At 53.3% G+C, this 16,018-nt stretch carries 13 protein-coding genes and 3 tRNA genes; 12 read left to right on the top strand and 4 right to left on the bottom strand.

Annotation, left to right across the window (positions count from 1 at the left end):
• Positions 1 to 29 precede the first annotated feature (29 nt).
• The 5 genes from AC5TBW_RS12575 (at position 30) to AC5TBW_RS12555 (ending at position 8,420) form a co-directional block, all read left to right on the top strand.
• A complete protein-coding gene (locus tag AC5TBW_RS12575; protein WP_495508883.1) occupies positions 30 to 2,051 on the top strand; it encodes an FAD-dependent oxidoreductase in 2,022 nt (673 codons plus the stop codon).
• A 191-nt stretch (positions 2,052 to 2,242) separates the two neighbouring features.
• Positions 2,243 to 3,289: a threonine aldolase family protein gene (locus AC5TBW_RS12570; protein WP_495508882.1), complete on the top strand. Its 1,047-nt coding sequence runs from the start codon at positions 2,243 to 2,245 to the stop codon at positions 3,287 to 3,289.
• A gap of 295 nt (positions 3,290 to 3,584) precedes the next feature.
• Positions 3,585 to 5,507 carry a PrkA family serine protein kinase gene (locus AC5TBW_RS12565; protein WP_495508881.1) on the top strand — a complete coding sequence of 641 codons (1,923 nt, stop codon included), beginning with the start codon at positions 3,585 to 3,587 and terminating at the stop codon, positions 5,505 to 5,507.
• Positions 5,508 to 5,543: 36 nt separating this feature from the next.
• The gene (locus AC5TBW_RS12560) at positions 5,544 to 6,830 is read left to right on the top strand and encodes a YeaH/YhbH family protein (RefSeq protein WP_495508880.1); all 1,287 of its coding nucleotides are present in this window, start codon (positions 5,544 to 5,546) and stop codon (positions 6,828 to 6,830) included.
• A 24-nt stretch (positions 6,831 to 6,854) separates the two neighbouring features.
• Positions 6,855 to 8,420: a SpoVR family protein gene (locus tag AC5TBW_RS12555; RefSeq protein WP_495508879.1), complete on the top strand. Its 1,566-nt coding sequence runs from the start codon at positions 6,855 to 6,857 to the stop codon at positions 8,418 to 8,420.
• A 93-nt stretch (positions 8,421 to 8,513) separates the two neighbouring features.
• On the opposite strand, the gene AC5TBW_RS12550 is transcribed toward AC5TBW_RS12555, so the two are convergent.
• On the bottom strand, positions 8,514 to 8,828 hold the full coding sequence (locus AC5TBW_RS12550; RefSeq protein WP_495508878.1) for a high-potential iron-sulfur protein: 315 nt from the start codon (positions 8,826 to 8,828) through the stop codon (positions 8,514 to 8,516).
• A 270-nt stretch (positions 8,829 to 9,098) separates the two neighbouring features.
• Between AC5TBW_RS12550 and AC5TBW_RS12545 the strand changes: the two genes are divergently transcribed.
• Together AC5TBW_RS12545 and AC5TBW_RS12540 are read left to right on the top strand one after the other, a co-directional pair.
• Entirely contained in the window at positions 9,099 to 9,374 is a 276-nt protein-coding gene (locus AC5TBW_RS12545) for an Lrp/AsnC family transcriptional regulator (RefSeq protein ID WP_008958975.1), read from the top strand.
• A 96-nt stretch (positions 9,375 to 9,470) separates the two neighbouring features.
• Positions 9,471 to 10,331 (top strand): DNA/RNA non-specific endonuclease, encoded by an 861-nt coding sequence (locus tag AC5TBW_RS12540; RefSeq protein ID WP_495511966.1) that lies wholly within the window; start codon positions 9,471 to 9,473, stop codon positions 10,329 to 10,331.
• A gap of 88 nt (positions 10,332 to 10,419) precedes the next feature.
• Here AC5TBW_RS12540 and AC5TBW_RS12535 read toward each other — a convergent pair.
• The 3 genes from AC5TBW_RS12535 to AC5TBW_RS12525 form a co-directional block, all read right to left on the bottom strand.
• Positions 10,420 to 10,506: transfer RNA gene (locus AC5TBW_RS12535), tRNA-Leu, on the bottom strand.
• A 60-nt stretch (positions 10,507 to 10,566) separates the two neighbouring features.
• Positions 10,567 to 10,653: transfer RNA gene (locus AC5TBW_RS12530), tRNA-Leu, on the bottom strand.
• A gap of 65 nt (positions 10,654 to 10,718) precedes the next feature.
• Positions 10,719 to 10,805 (bottom strand) — tRNA-Leu (locus AC5TBW_RS12525).
• Between the two features lie 249 nt (positions 10,806 to 11,054).
• On the opposite strand from AC5TBW_RS12525, the gene rnr reads away from it, so the two are divergent.
• The 5 genes from rnr to AC5TBW_RS12500 all read left to right on the top strand — a co-directional run bounded on the left by rnr (position 11,055) and on the right by AC5TBW_RS12500 (position 16,013).
• Complete coding sequence (gene rnr, locus AC5TBW_RS12520) at positions 11,055 to 13,487, top strand: ribonuclease R (protein WP_495508877.1); 2,433 nt, start codon at positions 11,055 to 11,057, stop codon at positions 13,485 to 13,487.
• Positions 13,488 to 13,489: 2 nt separating this feature from the next.
• On the top strand, positions 13,490 to 14,275 hold the full coding sequence (gene rlmB / locus AC5TBW_RS12515; protein WP_495508876.1) for a 23S rRNA (guanosine(2251)-2'-O)-methyltransferase RlmB: 786 nt from the start codon (positions 13,490 to 13,492) through the stop codon (positions 14,273 to 14,275).
• 235 nt (positions 14,276 to 14,510) lie between these two features.
• Positions 14,511 to 14,888, top strand: a complete 378-nt coding sequence (gene rpsF / locus AC5TBW_RS12510; protein ID WP_007113338.1) for a 30S ribosomal protein S6 — start codon at positions 14,511 to 14,513, stop codon at positions 14,886 to 14,888.
• Between the two features lie 33 nt (positions 14,889 to 14,921).
• Entirely contained in the window at positions 14,922 to 15,149 is a 228-nt protein-coding gene (rpsR, locus tag AC5TBW_RS12505; RefSeq protein WP_008958980.1) for a 30S ribosomal protein S18, read from the top strand.
• Positions 15,150 to 15,161: 12 nt separating this feature from the next.
• Positions 15,162 to 16,013, top strand: coding sequence for a hypothetical protein (locus AC5TBW_RS12500; protein ID WP_495511965.1), 852 nt, complete (start codon positions 15,162 to 15,164; stop codon positions 16,011 to 16,013).
• Positions 16,014 to 16,018: the final 5 nt, after the last annotated feature.

Genomic DNA, 16,018 nt, shown 5'->3' with positions numbered 1-16,018 from the left:
AATTTCTAATAACATTAAGGAGGCCCGTGATGAGCCAAACGCCTGCGTACCCGAACCTATTTCGGCCATTGACCATTGGTCATCTAACGCTGCCCAACCGGGTCTTAATGGGCTCAATGCACACCAATTTGGAAGAGGCACCGAATGGCTTTGCACGTTTGGCTGCCTTTTATGCCGAGCGGGCGCGTGAAGGCGTTAGTCTTATTGTCACTGGCGGTATTGCGCCTAATGCAGAGGGCGCAGTTTTTCAGGGGGCCAACGCGCTTGTTGACGAAGGGCAATTGTCGGAACACCGCCAGGTGGTGGATGCGGTGCATGCAGCGGGTGGCCACCTATGTATGCAGATTCTTCACGCCGGGCGTTACGCCTATTCGCCTGATCTCGTGGCGCCTTCGGCCATTCAAGCTCCCATCAACCCTTTTAAGCCTCGGGCTTTGAGCGGTGATGACGTCGAGCAGCAAATTGCCGACTACGTGCGCTGTGCAAAGCTCGCTCAACAGGCGGGTTACGATGGCGTTGAAATTATGGGGTCAGAAGGTTACCTGATTAATCAGTTTATCTGCCAACGAACCAACCAGCGTGACGACGAGTGGGGCGGAGCGTTTGAAAATCGTATGCGCTTTGCCGTCGAGATTGTGCGCCGTGTGCGGGAGGCGGTAGGTGAACGTTTTGTGATTATCTTCCGTCTCTCTATGATTGATCTGGTGGAAGAGGGTAGTACCTGGCAAGAGGTTGTCACCCTTGGTCAAGCGATAGAAGCTGCCGGGGCGAATGTGATCAATACCGGTATCGGCTGGCACGAAGCGCGGGTACCGACGATTGTCACCAGCGTACCCCGCGCCGCTTTTACCGAGGTGACAAAGCGTATCAAGTCGGCGCTATCGATTCCGTTGATTACCACTAATCGCATCAATATGCCCGAGGTCGCTGAACGCGTGTTGGCAGAAGGTCACGCCGATATGGTCTCCATGGCACGACCTTTTCTGGCGGACCCCGCCTGGATCAGTAAAGCGAAGGCGGGTCTGGCGGATGAAATTAATACCTGCATTGCCTGTAACCAAGCCTGTCTGGATCACACCTTTGCTGGCAAGCTGACGTCTTGCCTGGTGAATCCCCGCGCCTGTCATGAAACCGAACTGGTAATAGAGCCGGCACAAACGATTAAACGAGTCGCTGTGGTGGGTGGCGGCCCGGCGGGACTGGCAACGGCTGTCACGGCGGCCAGTCGCGGACATAACGTGGTGTTGTTTGAACAGCGCAGTGAGTTGGGCGGGCAGTTTAACTACGCGCGTAAGATTCCTGGCAAAGAGGAGTTCAATGAAACCCTGCGCTACTACCGGGTGATGCTTGAGAAATACGCGGTTGAGGTACGCCTTAACACTACCGCAACCCCGGAAGCACTTGTCGACTTTGATGAAGTGGTTATGTCTACCGGTGTTCAGCCCCGCGAACTCAACTTGCCAGGTCATGACCACGGTAAGGTACTGAGCTACGCCGAAGCAATTGAGTTCCCTGATCGTGTCGGGCGTAAAGTCGCCGTGATTGGTGCCGGTGGAATCGGCTTTGATGTCTCTGAACTGCTGGCGCACCAGGGTCATCCGGCGTTGGATATCGCCGATTGGTGCGACGAGTGGGGCGTTGATTTAGCGGTAGGCGAACGGGGCGGTTTAAAAACGCCAACGCCGCCCGTGGTCGCCCGCGAAATTGTGATGCTACAGCGTAAAACCTCCAAGCCCGGCAAGAACTTGGGTAAAACCACGGGCTGGGTACATCGCGCCTCACTTAAAGCCCGCGGTGTCACCACGCTGACGGGCTGCGAATATCTCAAAATCGATGATGCCGGTTTGCATATCCGCCGTGACGACACCCATCAGGTGCTGGAGGTGGATAGCGTGGTGGTGTGTGCAGGACAAGAGTCAGTGCGTGACTTGTTGGCCCCGCTGGAACAGGCAGGGCGGGCGGTGCATATTATCGGCGGTGCCGATGAAGCCAGCGAGTTGGATGCCAAGCGGGCGATTGAGCAGGGCACACGTTTAGCGGCGAGCTTGTAAAAAAAACACATAAAATGGCTTTATCAGGAAGAGCTTAAAAGCGCGGGTGACGTTAACCCATAAATGGCGATAGACTAAATGACCTGTTATTAAGGGGTTTCTTGGCTTGGCTGTTAAGCATAGCTAGGCATTAAAGGCGCTGGTGGCACCCAGCCTGTGCCGTAAGATCGCTAGATATAAGGACAACTGTCATGACCTTGGAGTGTAGCCCGCGTTTTTTAGCCAGTGATAATACCTCCGGTATTTGCCCGGAGGCGATGGAATATCTATTAGAAGCCAACCGTAGCGATGATTTGGCTTACGGCAATGATACCTGGACGGCCCGTGCCGCAGATCGTTTCCGCGAGATGTTTGATTACGACTGTGACGTCTTTTTCGTTTTTAACGGCACGGCCGCCAATTCACTGGCGCTTTCGGCGATGGGGCGCAGCTACCATAGCGTTATTTGCCATGAGCTGGCGCATATCGAAACCGACGAGTGCGGCGGTCCTGAATTTTTCTCGAATGGCGCGAAGTTGCTCACCTCTCCGGGTGCCAACGGCAAGCTAACACCGGAAGGTATTGAAGCCCTAGTTACCAAGCGCAGCGACATTCACTACCCCAAGCCCAAGGTCGTATCGCTGACTCAAGCGACCGAAGTGGGTACGCTTTACTCACGGGAAGAGCTAATGGCGATTCGCGCCATTGCTGATAAACATGACCTGCGGTTGCATATGGACGGTGCGCGGTTTGCCAACGCCTGTGCAAGCCTAAACGCCACGCCTGCCGAGCTTACCTGGCAGGTAGGCGTGGATGCGCTGTGTTTTTCAGGTACCAAAAACGGCTTGGCGTTCGGCGAGGCAATTCTATTCTTTAACCGTGAGTTAGCCGAAGACTTCTCCTACCGCTGCAAGCAAGCAGGTCAGCTTGCATCGAAAATGCGCTTTATCTCAGCGCCGTGGTTAGGGTTATTAGAAAGTGGCGCCTGGTTAACGAATGCCCAGCATGCCAACGCCATGGCGCGCTACCTGTCGGAAGGCCTGCAGGCGTTGCCGGGTGTCTCACTGATGTTCCCAACGCAGGCCAATAGCGTTTTCGTTGAATTGCCACCTTCGGCAATTGAAGCGTTGAAAGCCAAGGGCTGGACCTTCTATACCTTTATTGGCGCAGGCGGCGCTCGGTTCGTATGTGCCTGGAACACTACCGTTGAATTACTTGATGAGTTATTAGCCGATATACGCGCTGTGCTTGAGCGTTGAGCACAACAGCAACCCCTACCTTTAGCAGCGGCTTGGCGCCCGCCACCTAGTTACGCCGCTGCTCTGGCAGCGGCGTAACTGCTCAAGTGCACCCAGTTTCATCGTTCTATGCTCTATTTAACGCAACTAATCTCTTGAATACTTCTCTTAACTATATCGCCGCTGCGTTGAAGTTTTTAGTCATCACTTTTTGCTAATGCTGACTACGCTAAAAAAGCGACACCTCGTTTGGCACACCGTTGCGAAACACTTGGCTTGGCGGTGACTGCCTGGGGATGGGCCACAGGAGAGTTCCATGAGCATCTTTGATCACGTTCAAGACCGATTTGCCCGCGTTCAGCAAGAGGACATAAGCCTTGAGGAGTACCTGGCGCTTTGTCGCCGTGATCCAAAAGTTTATGCCAGCGCCGCCGAGCGCATGCTGGAAGCCATAGGCGAGCCTGAAGTGATCGACACGGCGAAAGACCCGCGTCTATCACGTATCTTTTCCAATAAAGTGATTCGCCGCTACCCTGCCTTTGCTGAGTTTCATGGTATGGAGGAAGCGATTGAGCAAATCGTTGCTTACTTCCGGCATGCGGCTCAAGGGCTTGAAGAGCGCAAACAGATCCTCTACCTGTTAGGCCCTGTTGGCGGTGGTAAGTCGTCGCTGGCGGAGCGACTTAAACTGCTCATGGAGCGCATACCGTTCTATGCCATCAAAGGCTCGCCGGTATATGAGTCTCCCCTAGGCCTGTTCTCTCCTGAAGAGGACGGCGAGCTGTTGGAAAAAGAGTACGGGATTCCTCAGCGTTACCTTCGCAGCGTAATGTCACCCTGGGCGGCCAAGCGGCTAAAAGAGTACGGCGGTGATATCTCGCAGTTCAGAGTAGTGCGTTTATACCCCTCACGTCTTAATCAGATCGCCATTTCTAAAACCGAGCCTGGCGACGAAAATAACCAGGATATCTCTTCACTGGTGGGTAAAGTTGATATCCGCCAGTTAGAGCTTTACTCCCAGGATGATCCTGACGCTTACAGCTTCTCTGGAGGACTATGCCGTGCTAACCAGGGGCTGATGGAGTTTGTGGAGATGTTCAAAGCGCCGATCAAGGTGCTGCATCCGCTGCTTACAGCCACCCAGGAAGGCAACTACAATCCTACCGAAGGCATGGGGGCGATTCCCTTTGATGGGGTGATTTTAGCCCACTCCAACGAGTCGGAGTGGCAGGCATTTCGTAACAACCGCAACAATGAGGCGTTTCTTGACCGGGTTTATATCGTCAAGGTGCCATACTGCCTGCGGGTCACCGAAGAGATCAAAATCTATCAGAAGCTGCTAGAAGACTCGTCACTCAATGCGGCCCCCTGTGCACCGGATACGCTGCGCATGCTGGCGCAGTTCTCGGTGCTGTCGCGGTTAAAAGCGCCAGAAAACTCCAATATCTACTCTAAAATGCGCGTTTATGACGGCGAGAACTTAAAAGACACCGACCCGCGTGCCAAGTCGATTCAGGAGTATCGCGATGCGGCGGGGGTAGACGAGGGGATGCAGGGCCTCTCGACGCGTTTTGCGTTTAAAATTCTCTCCAAGGTGTTCAACTTTGACAGTACCGAAGTCGCCGCCAACCCGGTACACCTGCTTTATGTGCTAGAGCAGGCGCTAGAGCGTGAACAGTTGCCTTCAGAAGTGTTTGAGCGCTACTTGGGCTTTATCAAAGAGTTCATGGCGCCCCGCTATGTAGACTTCATTGGTAAAGAAATTCAAACCGCGTATCTCGAATCCTATAGCGAATACGGTCAAAACATCTTCGACCGCTATGTGACTTATGCCGATTTCTGGATTCAGGATCAGGAGTACCGTGATCACGAAACCGGCGAGCTGTTAAACCGCCAGTCGCTAAACGAAGAACTGGAGAAAATCGAGAAACCGGCGGGTATTTCGAACCCCAAAGACTTCCGGCATGAGGTGGTCAACTTTGTGCTGCGGGCGCGGGCACAAAACAACGGCATGAATCCAAGCTGGCAGTCGTATGAAAAACTTAAAGGCGTGATTGAGCATAAAATGTTCGCTAATACCGAAGAGCTGCTACCGGTCATTTCGTTCAATGCCAAAGCCTCCCGCTCAGATCAGAAGAAGCACGAAGATTTTGTGGCACGGATGGTTGAGCGCGGCTACACCGAAAAACAGGTTCGATTACTGTCTGAGTGGTATCTGCGCGTGCGTAAGTCCCAGTAAGGGATAGCGATTAAGATGAGTATCTAAGGAGGTCGTATGACCTACTTTATTGATCGAAGGCCTAACGCAAAACACAAAAGCGCGGTGAACCGTCAGCGCTTTCTTGAGCGCTATCGCAAGCATATTAAGCGTTCGGTTGAAGAGGCCGTTAACCGTCGCTCCATTACCGATATGGAGCGTGGCGAGAAAATCTCTATCCCTGCGAAGGATATCTCTGAACCTGTATTTCAGCATGGCCCGGGCGGAGCGAGAAATATCGTTTCACCCGGCAATAAAGAGTTTATTGCTGGCGATAAAATTCGCCGACCCAGCGGGCAAGGCGGCGGCAGTGGTGCAGGGGAGGGCGGAGCTTCTAACCAAGGTGAAGGCAACGATGAATTTGCCTTTACGCTTAGCCGTGAGGAGTTTCTTGAATTTGTCTTTGATGGACTGGAATTGCCTCACTTGCAGCGTAAACCGCTTAAATCACTGGAAGAGGTCAAAATGGTGCGGGCGGGGCTTTCCCGTGATGGTGTGCCTTCACGCATTAGCATTACCCGCTCAATGCGTGAAGCGTATGCCCGTCGCATCGCGATGCGTGCGCCTATCAAGCGAGCGTTAAGGGAGGCCCAGGAAGCGCTTCACGCCGAGGAGCGCAAAGACTCGGTGTTGCGCAATCCAGCGCGTATTGTCGAACTGAAAGCTGAGATCGAGCGCCTGGAAAAACGCATTGAGGGCGTCCCGTTTATTGATACTTATGATTTGCGTTATCACCAGTTAAGTGCGCAGCCGCAGCCCTCTAACCAAGCGGTAATGTTTTGTGTCATGGACGTATCGGGCTCAATGACCCAAAACCATAAAGATATTGCTAAGCGCTTTTTTCTTCTGCTGTATCTGTTTTTGGAGAAACATTACGAGAAAGTCGAACTGGTGTTTGTACGTCACCATACGGCTGCCCGGGAAGTTAGCGAGGAGGAGTTTTTCTACTCACGTGAAACCGGCGGCACGATTGTTTCCAGTGCGCTTAACTTGGTCAATAAGATCATTGAAAAGCGTTACCCGGTTGGACAGTGGAATCTGTATGTCGCCCAGGCCTCCGATGGCGATAACTGGGACGATGATTCCAATATTTGCCGCGACTTGCTGATCAAGCAGCTTATGCCACAGTTGCAATACTATGCTTACGTAGAGATCACGCCCCACGATCATCAGTCACTCTGGCATGAGTATGAGAGTGTGGTTAAACAGTTTCCCGAACGTTTTGCGATGCGGCAAATTGTAGAAGCGGGCGATATTTATCCGGTCTTTCGTGAACTGTTCAAGCGTCGCTTAAGTCAGTCCTAGTGACCTTGTGTAGAGGAGTGGGCTATGAGTGCGACCCGCAAGCGCAAGCCGATTGCCACCGGCTCTGATTGGAACTTCAACACGCTAGAGCGTTTTGATGCTGAACTGGCCAGGCTCGCCGATGAGTATCGGCTGGATACCTATCCTAACCAGATAGAGGTTATCACCACCGAGCAGATGATGGATGCCTACGCCAGTGTAGGCATGCCAGTGGGTTACCACCACTGGTCGTTCGGAAAACAGTTTCTGGCCGTTGAAGGGGCTTACAAGCGCGGTCAGATGGGCTTGGCCTATGAGCTGGTGATCAACTCTGACCCCTGCATTGCCTATCTGATGGAGGAGAACACGCTGATGATGCAGGTGTTGGTGATGGCTCACGCCTGCTATGGCCACAACTCCTTTTTTAAAGGTAATTACCTGTTTCGTACCTGGACAGATGCCTCTTCGATTGTCGATTATTTAGTGTTTGCGCGTAAATATATTACCCAGTGTGAAGAGCGCCACGGTGTGCAGGCGGTGGAGCAGTTGTTGGATGCTTGCCATGCCCTTCAAAACTATGGCGTTGACCGCTATAAACGCCCATCACCTATTTCTGCTGAAGAGGAAGCGAAGCGTCAGGATGAGCGTGAAGCCTATCTACAAACCCAGGTTAATATGCTCTGGCGCACCATTCCTGAATCGCCAGCCGGTCTAACCTCCCTGCAGGGGAGTTCGCACAGCGACGATGACCCGTTAGGCTTGCACAGTGGCGGTCTTTACCCTTCTGAGCCCCAGGAGAATTTGCTTTACTTCATTGAAAAAAACGCACCACTGCTGGCGCCATGGCAGCGTGAGATTGTGCGAATTGTGCGTAAGCTGGCGCAGTATTTTTATCCCCAGCGGCAGACCCAGGTGATGAATGAAGGATGGGCGTGTTTCTGGCACTACACGCTAATGAACCGACTCTACGATGATGGCAATGTCGATGAAGGACTAATGCTGGAGTTTTTGCAGTCGCATGCCGCCGTGATTAATCAGCCCGCCTTTGATAGTCCTCACTTTAGCGGCATAAACCCTTATGCGCTTGGCTTTGCCATCTTTATGGATATTAAGCGCATCTGCGAAGCCCCCACCGAAGAGGATCGTGAATGGTTCCCTGATGTGGCGGGCACGCCATGGCGAGAGACGTTGGAGTTTGCGATGCGCAACTTCAAGGATGAGTCGTTTATTCAGCAGTTTCTTTCGCCGAAGGTGATGCGTGACCATAAGCTGTTTTTAGTGGTGGATGACGATCAGGTCGAAACGCTGGAAGTGGCTGCGATTCATAATGAGCAAGGCTATCGACAGGTTCGCGAAGCACTCGCCACCCAGTATGCGCTGTCAGTTCGTGAGCCTAATATTCAAGTGGTCGAGGCGGCCATTCGTGGGGATCGCTCTTTAACGCTTCACCATGTTCAGGATAGTCGTCGTCCGCTGGGGCGCAGTGTGTATCCGGTGATTCGCCATCTACAGCAACTGTGGGGTTTCCCGGTTCATCTCGTCTCGATGGAGGAGGGGCGGGTAACGCGGCGTTTTCACTGGCCGGTTGAAGATGAGACAAATGTGTCTTAAATGTTTTTCTGTAAAAAAATCGTGCCATAAAAAGATGACCCCGCGAAATACGCGGGGTCATTTTTAATACAGCAGCAGTTAACCGATAGCTGCTTAGGCTTGCGCAGTCCAAGACTGACACCAGCCTGTTGGCGCTACGCTGTTTTCAGGAAACAGCTGACAACCCTCTGTTTCTGCATTGAAGAACATGCAGTTATTACAGCGTTCGCCATCTTCATAAGCTGGGTGATCGCTTGCTTCGCTGGCATCTTCTACGTAATTAAGCGCTTGGGCGTTGCTTGCGGAAGGATCAAGACGCGGCAGCTCTTGAGCGAAAGCAGTCTTGGAAAGAATGCCAACACCCAGCGGTAGGGCAGCTAGCCCTAACACGCTGTTGCGCATGAAGTCACGACGGCTTTGATTAGCCATGTTTTCTCCTTATCGTCACGGTCTGACGTTTGGTCATAGTTACCGGGTGGTTATCCACCTCTATTAATGCTCCGAATAAACTTATAAGTCGGAGTCCTCTCTCTTACATGCTAGCGGATGTGCAAAGCTTGTGCGAATGCCTCGAGATGTACAGCGACAATTGGTCACGCTGTCGAGGGGTGCTGCGCTCGCTTCCTGGTCGCTGCTATACTCTGCGCAGATTTGAGACGACTTTTTTGGTTGCCATAATTTTCCTATGAGGGGCGCGCTATGCAAAACGCAGTCATTTTAATCAATACCGATAAAGGTCAGGTGAAAGCTGTGGCCGAGCGCCTAGCCGATGTAGAAGGCATTAGTGAAGTTTACTCCACCTGTGGCCGCTACGACTTGGTAGCGATTGCTCGTACCCGTGATTTTGAAAGCCTGGCTGAGCTAGTGACTGAGCGCTTAAATGCTGTTGAGGGGATCAGCGATACCGAAACGCTAAACGCTATGCAGGTACACTCTCGGCACGATCTCGAAACGATGTTTTCACTGGGCTGGTAAGCTGAACCGGTAAAATCACCGCAGTGATAGTGACAGACGTTATTGATGTGTCATAAACGATAGGCGCTTGTTAGCGTTATCCAGGGAGTAAGAGTGTTGGGAACATCGCTTTCGAGCTGGCGTCGGCAGGGTCAACGTCTGGGAATCGCCGTGCTGTTTATTGCCGTTGGCATGGGCCTGTGGGAATTTCAGGAGCGCCAGCATAAAGATGCCTATACCTGGATGGGTGTGCCTACCTGGGAGGAGTTTAGCCCTACTACGATGCACCGGGTGCTGCGCAATGATGGTTATTTGGTGGGCTGGTCCGATGTGCGGGTTAATCCGCTATGGGTAAGCTATCAGGTTGAAGCGGTAGACGATTCTAGCATTGGTTCGCGGCCTAATTTTCAAGCCGATTGGCGCACGCTATGGCCTGTAGGCACTGATAGCTACGCGGGTAGCGGCTATGACCGGGGCCATTTAGCGCCCAACTATGCGATCGCCGCCGTACATGGGCGTAGCGCCCAGGTCGACACCTTCCTTATGAGCAATATGACCCCGCAGCGGCCCAACCTGAACCGCCAGCTCTGGCAGCGGTTGGAAGGAGCGGTCATGGATCACTTTGCGCCGCGCTTTGATCGTTTACAGGTGATTACTGGCCCCGTTTTTCCAGAACGCTTTATGGATAATGTGTTCAACCGGGTAGGATTGGTCGAAGTGCCCGAAGCGTTTTATAAGATTATCGTTGCGCCGCATAGTGACGCACCGTTAGCGCTGGCGTTTATTATGCCGCAGGACGTACGCGGCAATGAACCGCTTGATGACTATTTAGTAACCATCGATGAGATTGAAGCGCGCACAGGACTTAACTTCTTCCCAGAATTAGTAACGGAAGTAGAGTCTGTATTGGAAGGTGAATTACGTTTACAAGGGTGGGCACTTGAAGAAGTAGCAAAACGCCCAGGGCGATATCAATAAACCGGGAATACCACGAAAAAAGGACAGGGATAACTGAAGTACAATAGGATAGTTGGTAATAATGATGCGGACTGGCCCATGTAAGTCATGGTGCCCAGGAGAGGACTTGAACCTCCACGTCCATACGGACACTAGCACCTGAAGCTAGCGCGTCTACCAATTCCGCCACCTGGGCGCATCATTTGAAGCGTAGTCGATAAACTCTGACTTTAACCACTTGCCGTTTGTGTTCGTATGGTGCCCAGGAGAGGACTTGAACCTCCACGTCCATACAGACACTAGCACCTGAAGCTAGCGCGTCTACCAATTCCGCCACCTGGGCGAACACAAACCTTAACTGCCTGCACCGTACTGCTTATTATACAGATAGATCATATAAAAGCAGTTTGGTGCCCAGAAGAGGACTTGAACCTCCACGTCCATACGGACACTAGCACCTGAAGCTAGCGCGTCTACCAATTCCGCCATCTGGGCAATTGGCGCGTATAATACCGGGGTGATGGTTAAATGCAAGACCTCGCATGCGCTTTTTATAAAGCAAAATGTATAAACAACGTCTAAGACGGTTGGGTGATTGAACGTGCAGCGCTATACTGCGCCCATGACTAAACAAAACCCTATTCATTTCAGCCTATCAAGCGTTGAAATATCCAGCCCGCAACGTACCGCGTTTGCGCCTTTTTTATGCCTCTCGCAAATGACGCCATTAAGGATGTTGATCGCATGAAGTATTGGACGTTAAGTGATGATCCGCACGCCGAGCGCGAGTCGCATAAATATGGCAACCCAGCACCGAGCCGGGAGTATCTGCTTGCTGCCTTAGAAAGCTATGGTAAGCCGATCACCCACGAAAATATGAGCCGCATGCTGGGGCTGGAAGACGAAGAACTTATAGAAGCCGTTAGGCGCCGTTTAGCGGCAATGGAACGCGATGGCCAAGTGCTGCGCGACCGCAGAGGCGCTTATGCGTTGATCGACAAGCTCGATCTGGTCAAAGGCAAAGTGCTTGGCCATCGTGATGGCTTTGGCTTCCTACTGCGGGATGATGGTAAAAAGCCTGATTTGGTGTTGCCGCCTCGTCAAATGCGCCGTGTTTTTCACGGCGATCATGTGTTGGCGCGCATTAGCGGGCGTGATCGTCGTGGCCGTGATGAAGCGACCATTGCCGATGTTATTGCTCGTAATACCCAAACCATCGTTGGTGTTTACCGCAGTAACACGCCTGAGTTTGGCATTTTGATACCGGAAAATCCGCGTATCACTCAGGAAGTGATTATTCCTCATAGCGCCTGCGGTGGCGCTAAAGATGGCCAGGTTATCTCGGCCAAGATTGTTCAGCAGCCCGCTACCCGTGTACAGCCGGTGGGAGAAGTGGTGGAAGTGCTGGGTGAGCGTATGGATCCCGGTATGGAAATTGATATTGCGATTCGCAGTTACGATATTCCTGCAGAATTTCCGCCTGAAGTGCTCGACCAGATCGCTGGCATTTCAGCTGAAGTGTTGGAAGAAGATAAACAGCACCGCGTTGACCTTCGTGACGTGCCGCTGGTCACTATCGATGATGAGTCTGCCAAAGACTTTGACGACGCTGTCTGTGCCTGGAAAACCAAGTCCGGTAGCTGGAAACTGCTCGTCGCCATCGCGGACGTTTCCCACTATGTGCGTCCCGGCACGCCGTTGGATGATGAAGGCCGCACTCGGGGCAACTCGGTCTACTTCCCCGGCCAGGTGGTTCCCATGCTGCCGGAGTTGCTATCTAACGGGCTCTGTTCGCTGAATCCCCACGTTGATCGCCTGGTGCTGGTATGCGAGATGAATATTTCGCAAACCGGTGCGATTAGCCGCTACCGCTTCTACGAAGCCGTCATGAACTCTCACGCTCGCCTCACCTATAACAAGGTAGCGGCAATTCTTGATGAGAAGAGCGAAGAGGGTGAGGCACTACGGGCAGAGCACAGCGAGCTGGTCAAGCCGCTGAAAAACCTGGAAGAGCTTTACTACTTGTTGCGCGAAGCGCGCGCTGAGCGTGGTGCGATCGATTTTGATACCACTGAGACGGCGATCATCTTTAATGATGAGCGTAAAATCGAAAAAATCGTTCCGCGTAGCCGTAACAACGCGCACAAGTTAATTGAAGAGTGCATGTTGGCAGCCAACGTAGCGACCGCGCGCTTCCTGGACAAGCATGATCTGCCGGCTCTTTACCGTATTCATGAGCGACCGACACCTGAGCGGCTTGATAAGCTACGCCTGTTCTTGAACGAGTTAGGCCTTGCGGTCGGTGGCGGCGACATGCCGACTCCACAGGACTACCAGGCGCTGCGTGAAACGATTGCCGACCGCCCTGATTTCGATATTATCCAGACGGTTATGCTGCGCTCGATGAATCAGGCGGTGTATTCGCCGCAAAACGAAGGTCACTTTGGTTTGGCCTACCAGGCCTACGCCCACTTTACCTCGCCGATTCGTCGCTATCCTGATCTGCTGGTACACCGCGCCATTCGTTCGGTGATCCGCGGTCCGCGCCAGACCAACACGGTACTGCGTGTGGAAGGTGCGCCGGTTGAGCCGCCGAGCAAGTGGTGCCCATATACTTTCGAGCAGATGCTTGAGTTGGGTGAGCACTGCTCAATGACTGAGCGTCGTGCCGACGAGGCCACTCGTGATGTAGAGAGCTGGCTGAAGTGCGAGTTTATGTCCGACAAGCTCGGCGAGACGTTCGAAGGCACCATTGCCTCGGTCACTCAGTTTGGTCTGTTTGTACGTCTCGATGAGTTCTACGTGGAAGGCTTGGTCCACGTGACGTCGCTGCCTTCGGATTACTACCACTACGAAGCTGAGAAGCACCGCCTGAAAGGTGAACGTACAGGTACCACCTACCGCTTAGGCGATGGCCTTACCGTTCAGGTGGCGCGTGTCGATATGGATGACCGCAAGATTGATTTTGGTCTGGGGGACGAAAAACCCCGCCCACGTCGCCAGCCACGTAAGAGCCGCGGTGGTGAAGAGGGCGCCCGTGCTAAAAGTGCTGGTGTTAAAGGCAATAGTGCCAAAGCCTCTGGTGACAAGCCATCCAGTAGCGAGAAGCCCGCTACCCGTCGCGGCCCACGTCGCACACGGAATGGGCCACGCAAACCATCACCGAATAAGGGCTGAGCATGAAGTCTGCGTCTTCACGGCGGGGTCCCAAGACCCCTGATGGGCTAGATCAGGTATATGGCGTTCATGCCCTGCAAAGTCTGTTAGATAGGGGGGAAGCTCCCCGAGAACTGTGGGTGCAGCAGGGGGCGGGTAGTCGCTTGAAAGAGTTGATTGCCCAGGCCCAGGTACATGGCGCTCGTGTCAAAGAGCAGCCGCGCGATTTGCTTGATCAGCTAACCCAGGGGGCAGCCCACCAAGGAGTGGTAGCATTTTGTCCGCCGCTAACGCCTGAGGGGGAAGAGTCGCTCTGGCTTAAGCTGCGCGCCTGGCCCTCGAATACACCGCCGCTGTTGCTGATTTTGGATGGCGTGACAGATGTGCATAACTTCGGTGCCTGCCTGCGCAGCGCGGATGCCGCCGGTGCTCACGGGGTGATCGTGGCAAAAGACAAGGCTGCACCGCTCAATGCAACCGTGCGTAAAGTCGCCTGTGGCGCCGCCGAGGTAGTGCCGGTTTATCAAGTCACGAATTTGGCGCGTACGCTTGCCAAGCTGAAAGATGCTGGCGTTTGGATCACCGGTACGGCAGGTGAGGCTGAGGCCAGCGTATTTGATATTGATATGACTGGCCCTACTGCCCTGGTGATGGGAGCAGAAGGTAAAGGCATGCGGCGGTTAACGCGAGAAGCATGCGATAATCTTGCCAAGTTGCCCATGGCCGGAGAGGTCTCTAGCCTCAATGTGTCCGTGGCTACCGGAATCTGCTTGTTTGAAGCTGTCCGCCAGCGCCAGCTTGCAAGTTAGCCGCCGTACTACTAAGATACACGCGCCCGTTTGTCTGCAAGCGGGCGTTAGCTGTGAGAATTAGTAATTGAAACTGTCGTTGAAAACAGTTGCTAAAATAAAAGTTCTGTTTGATGCCCCGGTAACTGCCTAGCGCGGTGACGGAGCACTTCAGTTAACTCCTTGCTTCCTTGTCGTCGCTTATTGCGTTTAGCAGTAACACACAACGGAAGCTGTCAAACCGCAAGGAGATCCCATGCGTCATTACGAAATCGTGTTTATGGTCCACCCGGATCAAAGCGAGCAGGTGCCGGCTATGGTCGAGCGCTACACCAGCATCGTTACCGAAAACAGCGGCACTGTGCACCGTCTAGAAGATTGGGGCCGTCGTCACTTGGCTTACCCGATCAACAAGATCCACAAAGCCCACTACGTGCTGATGAACGTTGAATGTAGCGGCGAGACTCTCGACGAGATCGAGAACATCTTCCGTTACAACGACGCCATTATCCGCAGCTTGGTTGTTCGCTGCAAAGAAGCTGTTACTGAAGCTTCTCCGATGATGAAACCGGCAGAAGAAAAACGTCCGCGTCGCGAAGAAAAACCGCGCGCTGAAGAAGAAGAAACTGCCTGATTTTATTCACTGCACGTTTTAAGGAGCTAGTCCATGGCACGTTTTTTCCGTCGCCGTAAGTTTTGCCGCTTCACCGCTGAAGGCATCAAGCAGATCGATTACAAAGATCTGGACACGCTGAAGGCTTACATCACCGAAACCGGCAAGATCGTTCCAAGCCGTATTACCGGCACCAAAGCACGCTATCAGCGTCAGCTGGCGACTGCTATCAAGCGTTCGCGTTATCTGGCACTGCTGCCCTACTCCGATAGCCACCAGTAAGCGTTTAACGTGATGCTGGCACTAGCCCGATGGCTAATGCGGGGCACGCCTTACGCTGCAGGCGGGGCGGCCCTAGCAACGCTAGTGCCTTGGTTGTTCTGGTTAGGAGCAGCCATCGCCGCGTTGATGACTCTACGCAAAGGTTTTGTGCCTGCGCTACCGGTCGTCATCGCTGCAGCGCTACCGGCCGGTTGGTGGTGGGCACAGGGTGACGTGATTCCGCTTGCTAGCATACTGCTGGTAACGCTGATGGCGGTTATCCTGCGCGAGAGGATGCGTTGGAGCGAAACCTTAATTGTGGGGACATTAGTCGCCTCGGTCATGGTTCAGCTTGGCATTTTCAGCCCACCAGGCGGCACGGAGCTGATGCTCGAGCAACTGCGGGAAGGTTCAGAGGAAGTGGACCGCATGCTCACGGAATTCGCCAATCAGGGCTACGATACCCAAACTATCGCCGCATTAGTGGTGGGTGGGGTTACCGGGCTTGTCGTACTGTTGGCAGCGATAGTGTGTTTAGCGCTTGCGCGTAGTTGGCAAGCTGGGTTGTATAACCCAGGTGGCTTTCGCGAAGAGTTTCATGCGCTACGCTTAGCCCCCAAAGAGTTGGCCGTACTGGTCATTATTGGGGTGGTGGGCATGTTGCTAGGCGCTCATGCGCTGGCGATGCTTGGTTGGATTCCGCTGTTGGTAGCTGGCGTTGCGTTAGTGCACGGTTTTATTGGATTAAAGGGGATGAACGGGCTGTGGCTGGTAGCATTTTATGTGCTACTGATCACGACCTGGCCCACGATTCTCATTGTGCTGCTGTTGGGGCTGATTGATACATTCGCGAACGTTCGCGCACGCCTTGCCCGCAGCAACTGACAAGA

Source organism: Vreelandella sp. ssv, from assembly GCF_059448525.1.
This window is presented reverse-complemented; position numbering and strand designations above follow the sequence as displayed.